7 protein-coding genes and 1 pseudogene are annotated in these 10,214 nt (G+C 40.3%); 1 reads left to right on the top strand and 7 read right to left on the bottom strand.

Translation table 11 applies throughout. The annotated features are described in order from the left end of the window. Positions 1-98: 98 nt before the first annotated feature. The 4 genes from JCM17102_RS20120 to leuS form a co-directional block, all read right to left on the bottom strand. A complete protein-coding gene (locus JCM17102_RS20120; protein ID WP_025076461.1) occupies positions 99-950 on the bottom strand; it encodes an OmpA/MotB family protein in 852 nt (283 codons plus the stop codon). An 84-nt stretch (positions 951-1,034) separates the two neighbouring features. Beyond that, positions 1,035-1,616 carry a non-canonical purine NTP diphosphatase gene (locus JCM17102_RS20115; RefSeq protein ID WP_025076460.1) on the bottom strand — a complete coding sequence of 194 codons (582 nt, stop codon included), beginning with the start codon at positions 1,614-1,616 and terminating at the stop codon, positions 1,035-1,037. 47 nt (positions 1,617-1,663) lie between these two features. After that, positions 1,664-2,581 carry a YitT family protein gene (locus JCM17102_RS20110; protein ID WP_025076459.1) on the bottom strand — a complete coding sequence of 306 codons (918 nt, stop codon included), beginning with the start codon at positions 2,579-2,581 and terminating at the stop codon, positions 1,664-1,666. Between the two features lie 111 nt (positions 2,582-2,692). After that, positions 2,693-5,527, bottom strand: a complete 2,835-nt coding sequence (gene leuS / locus JCM17102_RS20105) for a leucine--tRNA ligase (protein ID WP_025076458.1) — start codon at positions 5,525-5,527, stop codon at positions 2,693-2,695. Positions 5,528-6,052: 525 nt separating this feature from the next. Between leuS and JCM17102_RS20100 the strand changes: the two genes are divergently transcribed. Then, positions 6,053-7,273, top strand: coding sequence for a hypothetical protein (locus JCM17102_RS20100; RefSeq protein ID WP_025076457.1), 1,221 nt, complete (start codon positions 6,053-6,055; stop codon positions 7,271-7,273). Between the two features lie 461 nt (positions 7,274-7,734). Here the strand turns inward: JCM17102_RS20100 and JCM17102_RS32065 are convergent, their stop codons facing one another. From JCM17102_RS32065 to JCM17102_RS32055, 3 genes and pseudogenes are all read right to left on the bottom strand, one after another. Continuing rightward, the gene (locus tag JCM17102_RS32065) at positions 7,735-7,932 is read right to left on the bottom strand and encodes a Beta-galactosidase C-terminal domain (protein ID WP_275564448.1); all 198 of its coding nucleotides are present in this window, start codon (positions 7,930-7,932) and stop codon (positions 7,735-7,737) included. A 33-nt stretch (positions 7,933-7,965) separates the two neighbouring features. Further along, positions 7,966-9,286 (bottom strand): annotated as a pseudogene (locus JCM17102_RS32060) (beta-galactosidase); the annotation flags it as partial. Further along, positions 9,241-9,729 (bottom strand): beta-galactosidase, encoded by a 489-nt coding sequence (locus tag JCM17102_RS32055; RefSeq protein ID WP_275564447.1) that lies wholly within the window; start codon positions 9,727-9,729, stop codon positions 9,241-9,243. The pseudogene JCM17102_RS32060 and the gene JCM17102_RS32055, both read right to left, overlap by 46 nt. Positions 9,730-10,214 lie beyond the last annotated feature (485 nt).

Below are 10,214 nucleotides of genomic sequence, written 5' to 3'. Positions count from 1 at the left end.
AAGAATGTAATCAAACCAATAACGCAGAAAACGAATAGTCAAAATCCGTTTTCTGCGTTATTGGATGTCTAAAGAATAAAGAATATTCCGAAGAATATTTATTTAGTTTCCTCTGAATTCTGTAACATTTGGAATAATTTATCTAATTTCGGGGCCATGATGATTTCCGTGCGGCGGTTTTTGCTTCTTCCCTCAGCTGTTTCGTTATCATCAACGGGCATAAATTCACCTCTTCCACTAGGCTGTATTTGCAACGGATTTACGTCGTATTTCTTAGTCAAGATACGCACTACAGATGTTGCGCGTAGTACACTTAAATCCCAATTGTCCTTGAATATTGCCGTATTGATAGGTTTGTTATCTGTATGTCCCTCGATAAAGACATCAATATCTGTTTGCCTGTTCAGTACTTGAGCCAATTTGCCAAGTGCTTCCTCACCACGTTTGTCGAGAGTGGCACTACCTGACTGGAACAAAAGTTTATCGGACATAGCTACATATACCTTTCCGTCTTTCTCGCGAACGGTGAGTTCTTCACTGCTAAATCCCAATAATGCATCTTTTACACTATTCAGTAGGTGTTGCACTTTATCATTTTGTGATTTAATCATGGCCTGTAACTCGTTGATAGTACGTTCTCTTTCGTTGAGTTCATTTTTTTTCTGGTTTAATAGTGCATTCAGTTTCTCTTGCTGGGTCATGTTGCTACTCAGCATATTCTGAAATTCACGAATACTATTTCCCATTCGAGTGGTATCCTGCATAAGATTTTTAATCTGCGCCGACATTTGTGTTCCTTTATTTCGGCAGTCTGATAATAGTCCGTACAGGCTATCTCCACTTGCAATAGCTGCTATACGTCCAGTCTCTGCAATCATGTATTTTTTCTTAGTCACACATGAAGTACACACAAGCAATGTAATAAAAGTAAGTAATGTAATTTTCTTCATCGCACTTTATTTTTATTTTTTGCAAAGTAATAATATTCTTGGGAAGATTACAAATATCTTATAAAAAACTCTGTATCATATTGTTTAGCTTTGCAAAAACTCGCAGAGTTTCTGCAAAGCTAATGCCCGGTGGCTGATTTTATTCTTTATGTCATTTCCCAGTTCGGCAAAAGTCCGGTCATATCCTTCAGGCAGGAAAATAGGATCATAACCGAAACCGGAATCACCACGTTTCTCTTTGGTTATTTTGCCTTTTATTACTCCTTCAAAGAGATATTCTTTTCCGTCTAGAATCAGTGAGATAGCAGTACGGAACTGGGCTTTACGATTTTCTTTTCCTTCCATCTCATGAAGCAGCTTGAGCATATTGGCTTGCGCATCGTGTCCTTCTCTGTTTGCATAGCGGGCGGAATATACTCCGGGAGCTCCGTCCAGTGCTTCCACTTCTAGGCCGGTGTCATCGGCAAAACACTCCAGACCATAGTTCTTATAGATAAAGGAGGACTTTAGCAGGGCGTTTCCTTCTAGCGTACTGGCTGTTTCGGGAATATCTGTGTGGCAGTCAATATCGTTCAGGCTAAGTAGTTCGATCTTATCACCTAAGATGGCGGCTACTTCTTCCAGTTTATGAGCGTTGTTGGTAACAAATACGAGTTTGCGTTTCATAAGGCTTTGGGCTTTATTTGTTGGTTGTTTAATACTTGTGGAATGGTTTATTTTACTTTCAATTGGTCGAATCCTTCACCATATACGCCGATGACGGAACTTTGTGAGATAAAAGCATTTGGGTCGATGCGTTTTACCAGACGGAAAATATCCAGTGATTGACGTTTCTTGGCTAGTACGACCAATACTTTCACATCGTGTTTGCTATACCATCCTGTACCGTTGAGGACAGTCACCCCTCTGTCTGTTTCTTTCGTGATGCAGTCGGCTATTTTCTCATATTGTTTAGAGAAGATAAGGAATTGAACCGATTGGCGGGCACTATTGATGATCCAGTCGAGTACGACACCGATAATGAACAGGGTTACGAAACCAAAGATGACACGGCGCCAGTCATGAAAGACGAAGTAACAGGAACTAATGATAAATACATCGCAAATCATGATCATTCTTCCAAGTGTCACGTCCTTGTATTTATTGACAATGGCAGCGATGATATCTGTTCCTCCAGTACTTCCGTTATAGTTGAATACAATGCCAAGACCTATGCCACATAAGGCAGCACCGATGATACAGGCCATAAAGTCCTGTCCGGCTCCCAGTAAAAGAGGTTTGCCGTCGGTTGATACATCGGGTACTTGTACGTAGTCATTGACTACTATTTGGAAAATCCAAAGTAAAAAAGTCAGCATGAAAATAGCATAAGTTGTTTTTATGCTGAATCGCGGACCTAATATCCGGATGGCAAATGTCATTAGGATGGCATTGATGATGAAATAAGACCATTGGATAGGAAATCCGGTGGCATAATAGATGATAGCTCCGATACCGGTAGTTCCTCCGGTGGTTATTTGGTAAGGGAGAAGGAAAGCTGCCCAACCGAATGAATAACTTATCAGTCCGAGAGTGATGTAAAAATAGTCTTTTACTTCTCTCATTATTTCCGTTTTTGCTGGTCTTCGCATAGAGTTATATTTTGTTTTTTAATTTACCACAAAGGACACAAGAGGCATAGAAGTTTATCGTTTGAAAAGAAAACTTTCTGTCCTCTGTGTCCTCTGCAATGAAATGAGATGTTAGATTACAACGTTTACAATTTTTTTCGGCACGACAATCACTTTTTTCGGAGTTTTGCCTTCGGTCCATTTCTGCGAACGCTCATCAGCCAGAACAGCAGTTTGGATAGCGTCTGAAGCAGCATCAGCGGCAAATTCCATATTGAAGCGAGCTTTTCCATTGAAAGAGATGGTGTAGTTGATCGTATCTTCTTTCAAGTATTCTTCGTTATAGGCAGGCCATTGGGCGTCGCATACGGAAGTGGTATGTCCCAACGTAGCCCACAGCTCTTCGCAAACGTGTGGAGCGAAAGGTGCAAGAACGATAATTAATTGTTCCAATATCTCTTTTTTGCTGCATTTCAGATTAAATAATTCGTTTACACAGATCATGAATGCACTAACAGAGGTATTGTAAGAGAACTGTTCAATGTCTCCAGTCACTTTCTTAATCAGTTTGTGGAGGCTTTTCAGTTCTTCTTTGGTAGCCGGTTCATCTTTTATCAAATATTCGTCTGTACGGCTATAGAACAATGACCAGAATTTACGGATAAAGCGGTGTACGCCATCAATACCGTTTGTATCCCAAGGTTTGGATTGTTCAACCGGACCGAGGAACATTTCGTACATACGAAGTGTGTCTGCACCGTATTTCTCAACGATCATGTCCGGATTGACAACGTTGAACATAGATTTACTCATCTTTTCAACTGCCCAACCACAAATATATTTTCCATCTTCCAGGATAAACTCTGCTGTTTCGTATTCAGGACGCCATGCTTTGAAAGCTTCCTGATCAAGGATATCATTAGATACGATATTTACATCTACGTGAATCGGAGTAACTTCATACTGATCTTTCAGGTTCAGGGAAACGAATGTATTGGTATCTTTGATGCGGTATACAAAATTACTGCGGCCTTGAATCATACCTTGATTTACCAACTTCTGGAATGGTTCTTCCATTACCGATATACCTAGATCATACAAAAACTTGTTCCAGAAACGAGAATAAATCAAGTGGCCGGTAGCATGTTCCGTACCACCTACATAAAGGTCTACATTTCTCCAGTATTGGTCTATTTCCCGATCAACCAACGCTTTGTTATTGCGTGGATCCATATAGCGCAGATAATATGCGGAAGAACCGGCGAATCCCGGCATTGTGTTTAGTTCCAGCGGGAAGACGGTCATGTTGTCGATTTTTTCATTGTCTACAACACACTTGTTTACAGTGTCCCAAGCCCATTTAGTAGCATGTCCCAATGGAGGCTCACCTGTTTCGGTAGGCAGGAATTTAGCTACTTCCGGAAGTTCCAGAGGCAGACTGTTTTCGTCAATCATATAGGGCATTCCATCCTTGTAGTAAACAGGGAATGGTTCACCCCAATAACGCTGGCGGGAGAAGATGGCATCACGCAAGCGGAAGTTCACTTTTACACGACCCAGATTATGTTCTTTTACGTATTTTTTTGTGGCGGCAATGGCTTCTTTGATAGTCAATCCGTTCAGTGAGAGATCACAGTATGCAGTAACATCCGGACGAGGTGAGTTACAAACGATACCTTCTTTCGCATCGAAACTTTCTTCGCTCACATCACAGCCTTCTACCAACGGGCGGATTTCCAAGCCGAAATGTTTGGCAAAAGCATAGTCGCGACTGTCATGAGCAGGTACGGCCATGATAGCTCCTGTTCCGTATCCGGCTAATACATAGTCGCTGATCCAGATGGGCACTGCTTCGCCTGTGAACGGATTGATGGCATAAGACCCACTGAATACACCGCTAACACTCCGGTCAGCAATGCGTTCACGTTCTGTACGTTTTTTGGTACGGTCGAGGTAAGCATCTACTTCCGCTTGTTGGCCGGGTGTAGTTACTTGAACTACCAATTCACTTTCAGGAGCTAATACCATGAAAGTAACTCCGAACATGGTATCAGCACGTGTAGTAAAGATGGTGAATTCGAGATCGCTGTCTTTTACTTTGAACTGGATTTCAGCCCCTTCCGAACGACCGATCCAGTTTTTTTGAGTTTCTTTCAAAGATTCGGTCCAGTCGATTTTATCCAGCCCGTCGAGTAAGCGCTGTGCATAAGCAGAAACACGCAAACACCACTGACGCATTTTTTTCTGGACAACCGGATAACCGCCACGTTCGCTGACTCCGTCCACAACTTCGTCATTTGCCAATACAGTTCCCAGTGCAGGACACCAGTTTACCATCGTTTCGCCCAGATAAGCAATACGGTAATTCATCAGGATTTCCTGCTGTTCTTTTTCACTTTTTGCTTTCCATTCGTTAGCTGTGAAATTCAATTCTTCGCTGCAAGCGACATTCATGCCTTCGGTTCCGGTAGTTTTGAATGCACTGATAAGTTCTCCAATAGGGCGGGCTTGTTGTTCATCGTTGCAGTAGTAACTGTTGAACATCTTCTGGAAAGCCCATTGTGTCCAATGGTAATATTCGGGATCACAAGTGCGGATTTCGCGATTCCAATCGAAGGAGAAACCTATTTTATCCAACTGTTCGCGATAGCGGTTGATATTATTGACTGTAGTAATTGCAGGGTGTTGTCCGGTCTGGATGGCATATTGTTCGGCCGGCAGGCCATAGGCGTCATATCCCATTGGATTGAGTACATTGAAGCCTTGCAGTCGTTTATAACGGGCATAAATATCCGAAGCGATGTATCCTAGCGGATGACCTACGTGCAATCCGGCTCCTGATGGATAAGGAAACATATTCAATACATAAAATTTCTGCTTCGATTCGTCTTCCGTAACCTGGTAAGTTTTATTCTCTACCCACTGTTTCTGCCACTTCTTTTCAATCTCCCTGAAATTATACTCCATAGTGATAAACTTTTTATTTATAGTGATTTATATTGTTGTTCCAAATTTAGGGAGCAAATTTACGTGTTTATTTTCAGATAACCACGTGGAGAGGGAAAAAACCTTTATATAACAAGGTGAACAAGGAATTTATCGGGAATTACTGTACTAAATAGGCTTTTAGTTTGGTTATTCCATATTTATTTGTATATTTGGACAAAATAAAATGAAAGTATAACACACATAAAAGTTAGAGTATAAAATTTCAATAGGTGATCTGTAATTGCATGACAAGGATAACTAACTAATGGGAGAGAAACTGTGAAGGTTTTCTCCCATTGCCATTTTTACTCCTGACATCAGGATATGGAAAGGTGAGAGAATTACCAAACTTTGTTCTGCCAAATAATATTGCCTGCGCTATTGATAAATTTATCGTTAAACGCTTGCAGATATTCCGAAATTTTACGAATATTGTACATTAATCGTATATACAATGATTGATTATTAGGAGGTTGACTGTTTTTTATAAATAATTTTATACCTATGAAAACGCATTGCTATTTCTCTATTTTATTCCTTTTATTAGCATTTACTGTAAGTGCGAATAACAATAAGAGTATTCAGGAATTTGGAGTGTTACCGGGAAATGCTCCGGAAGTGAACCGGGATAATCTACAAAAAGCGATTGACTGGGCTACATCTACAGGAGCTGCTTTGTGGGTAGAACCTGTTGTCGGTGGTTATCCGGTAGCAGGAGGAATCCGGTTAAAGAAAAATGTCACTCTGATGGGGGTACATGGACCTACTGGAAGAGGAACCCGACATCCCGAAAAAGCTGAACCGGTGGGTTCATTGTTTAAAATCACAGATAGATCTCAACCGTTCATTATAGTAGAATCAGCGACCCAAATCCGTGGGATTCAATTCTGGTATCCGGAACAGTCTCATACTGACTCTTCCAAGATTATCGCTTATCCGGCTACCATACAGGTGGATGTAAACCAGAATGTGCAAGGAGTTACGCTTTCTTGTCTTACTTTTTACGGCGAATACGTAGCGATGGACTTTTGTTCTACCGGAAAGAATATCAACGAGCAAATCTTGTTCGAACATTGTTACGGTTATCCTTTGAGCGGAGAATTTATCAAGATTGATTATTGTTATGATATTCCCCGGATATTGCATTGCCATATTAATCCTGCCAATATGCGTGAATTCGGACGTTCGTTCAGTCGTGATGTGATAGATGCTGTAATTGCCCGTAAAAGCTTTGCCTATGCGATTAATCATACGGATAATGCCCAAATGCTTGATGTATTTACTTTCGGAACATATGGTGGAGCCTGGCTGGGACCGGAAACGTATGGGCAACTGACTAATTTTAATTTTGACTGTGTGACAATTGGTATTCATAAAATGGGTACACAAAATAAAAACAGGAATTGGCAGATTGCTCAAGGGTCTATCATTGCAAATACCGGAGTGGCCATAGAAGAGATTCATCCGTTTGTAATCGAAGGTGAAGGACATACGGCGATTTTGAATGTAGAGGCTTTCTCGGGTAAGAATGCTGCCCTTACAGCTATTGGTGAGTCTTTTGATTATATGCTGGTGAAAGGAGACAAGAGGCTGACTGTTTCCTTGGTAGGTTGTCGGATGAGGAATTATGTTTCGAACCAACCTTTTACGGTCCAGAATCCACAGGCTCGTATACAGGCTGTCGCTTGTATTGACAAAGAGGAGGAGTTTTATAACTTTCCGTAAAAAATATGTTCTAAAGTTTACTAGTGATTCTAGCTTGTTTAATAGTTACGAGTTACTAGTTTCTTTAACCGTCTGATAACTTGTAAACCGTATCTATTAATAGATAAGTTATTTGTTATTGGGACTAAATTTATTTTCTATTAGTTGATAAGTTTCTCTTATCAAAAAGAAAACAATAATTGGAACTTGCATTTATAGTTTGTATCAAATGAAAAAGAATTTATCTATTAGATGAGGAGAAGTTAAGTCTTAATAAAGAGTAACTTTTCTATTAATGTTTGAGAACTAAACTAATAGGTTATGTAGGCTATGAAAAGGATTAATTGGGAAATTGATACGTAATAAATCAGATGGTGGATTTAAAATCAACCTATTACCACTACTTTTAGTACTATGAATAAGAGGATATGAAAGAGTGGTAATAGGTTGAAAAAGAAAATGTTATCTTTAATGGTGGAAGATTACTCTGTCCATACCGCAACTCCGGCAGGCTCCAGACAGGCAGTTCCTATCATTATTTTTGCGGATGCCGGAATGTTTATAGTCTGAGTATCGGAAGTATAATTCAAAGCAATATGGAAACCGTCCCTCCATTCCAATAAAACACCTGTCGGCAAGTCTTCTATACCTACATTTGCTTCCCGGTAGATACGTTGCATGACTGCTTTTTCCAATTTTCCATCATCTGTATCTACACCAATGTAGGTAACAGTTCCTCTACCCAACTTGCGGTGAGTAACCGCAGCAGAATTTTTATAGAATTGGTCGGCATAACTTCCCCAAATCTCAGTACCTTCATTGGCTGTCATGACATCTCCAGTTGTTCCAGCCGTAAGACTCACCGTTAAAGTTGATATGCCCCCAATAGTCTGAAGGTAAATGATCAAAAAACAGGTTATTTATTCCAACCAGTTCATGGATAGGAGCGGCAAAAGAATCTTCCCACAGTTGTGCTTCCCGGTTTTTCTGTCCGGTACGGCAAGTCAGAATCAAATGTCCGCCTTGCTTTACATATTCTTTCCAACGTTCAACTAACTTATTGTCGAGCAACTGGTAAGCAGGAGCCAGTAAAAATGGATAACGGGTAAAGTCCTCCTCTTCGGAAATTACGTCTACAGGAGCAGCAAATGATTTCAGCAATTTATAATATTTATGTACGTGCCCCATTGTATTCCATTGATTAGTCTGTGGCTGAAAATTCATTTCGATATTATTATCCATCGTAAACATCATACCGATACGGCGGGAAGCAATGGATGCAGGAATCTGATTATCTTTATTGTAGGCAGCACGTAACTTCTGCATTTCATTGATGGTTTGCTTATATTCCAATCCACCGGGTGATAGACTTACTCCGTCTGTTTGCATCAATCCGTAATGATATTGTTCGCTCCCTTTTAGAGGTTGGCGGAAACGGTAGTTACATACAAATTTACCGCCACCGGCAAATACATGATACATCCACAGCCGGATGGCTCCAGGCAGAGGTTGAGGGTTATAAATTCCCCAATTCACCTGACCCGGTTGTAACTCCATTACACCAAATTGTTTTCCCGGATAATTGCGGAATAAGTCATTCGGAAATCCAAGGCTTTCAATGTTACTGATACGGAACCCTTGCTCTCCGTAACCTCTTTCATGCCCAGTCACCGGGTAACGTGTGTAAGTGGTGAAATCTAGGTGATCCATACGTGCTGGGTCCACTGGATAGAATACAGGTATAATATTAGAGGTCACCCATTGTTTTTTTCCAACGTATTTATGTAAAATATCAGCTTGCATATTTACGAATCTTGCAACTTCGTCTGCCATGAAACGGTTGTAGTCGAGTATAGCGTGAGGATTGGCTTTTTCAATCAGTTCGCCGCTGTTGGGAATGCGTATCTGGTCAAAGTTCTGGTATTTTTCACTCCAGAATGCAGTTCCCCACGTATTATTCAGTTGGTCAATAGTCGAATATTTGTTTTTCAGCCAGATACGGAATTGTTTCTGTGCATTATCGCTATAATCCATTTTCCCGTAATGTCCGGTTCATTGTCTATTTGCCAGCCAATTACTGCAGGATGGTTTCCGTAACGTTTTGCCAATCTGGTGACAATGTTACTAACATAATCTCTGTAGACAGCACTGCTCCACGAAGCGTGTTGTCGGCGTCCGTGCTGGATGGAGACTCCCATCTCATTGGCAATTAATACGTCCGGATGTTTTTCGGTAAGCCATACGGGTGGAGTGGGGCTAGGAGTACATAAGACCACTTTTAATCCATACTTTTCTGCCAAAGCTATAGATTTGTCCAGCCATTCGAAATTATATTTTCCTTCTTCCGGTTCCAGTTCAGCCCAGGCAAATTCTGCAAAGTGAGTAAAATTGATACCTATTTCTGACATATTCTTCAGGTCGCGTTCCCATTGTGAAGGATTCCATTGTTCGGGATAATAATAGGAGCCAAATATCATTAGATCTTTATCAGGAAAAAAGTTTGCCGCTGATTGACACCAGAGAGTTCCGGTAATGATTGATAAACTTAGGGTACTAATCCATCTTTTAATTTTATGAATGCACATTTCTAATTAGATTTAGTTATAAAGAATGTTTTTTATGTTGCAAATATACGTAGGAGTAGTCTTTTATAATATCAGAATAATCCCAAATAATGTAATTATCGTTTCAATATTCTTTTATAACGTATCATATATTCGCGATTCCCTCTTATCTTTGCCAAGGATAATCAAAAAAACTTGTATCTGATTGAATATCAGAATAGAATGGAGGAGTTGCGGATTTATGGTAACGATTTAGCGAAAGTGCAAGTGCACTGATATTCTGTGATTTACTTCGCCTCACAACTCTATTTGCAAAGGTACACTTTTTATTCGGGTACGCCAAGGAATTGCTCGTTTTTCTTTGTTTTCAACGTGATTTCTTGACCTGTTCATTACTT

It is taken from the genome of Bacteroides faecichinchillae JCM 17102 (assembly GCF_000614145.1).
In the GTDB taxonomy this organism is placed as follows: domain Bacteria; phylum Bacteroidota; class Bacteroidia; order Bacteroidales; family Bacteroidaceae; genus Bacteroides; species Bacteroides faecichinchillae.
The sequence above is the reverse complement of the archived record's forward strand: the minus strand, read 5'-3'. Positions and strand labels throughout refer to the sequence as shown.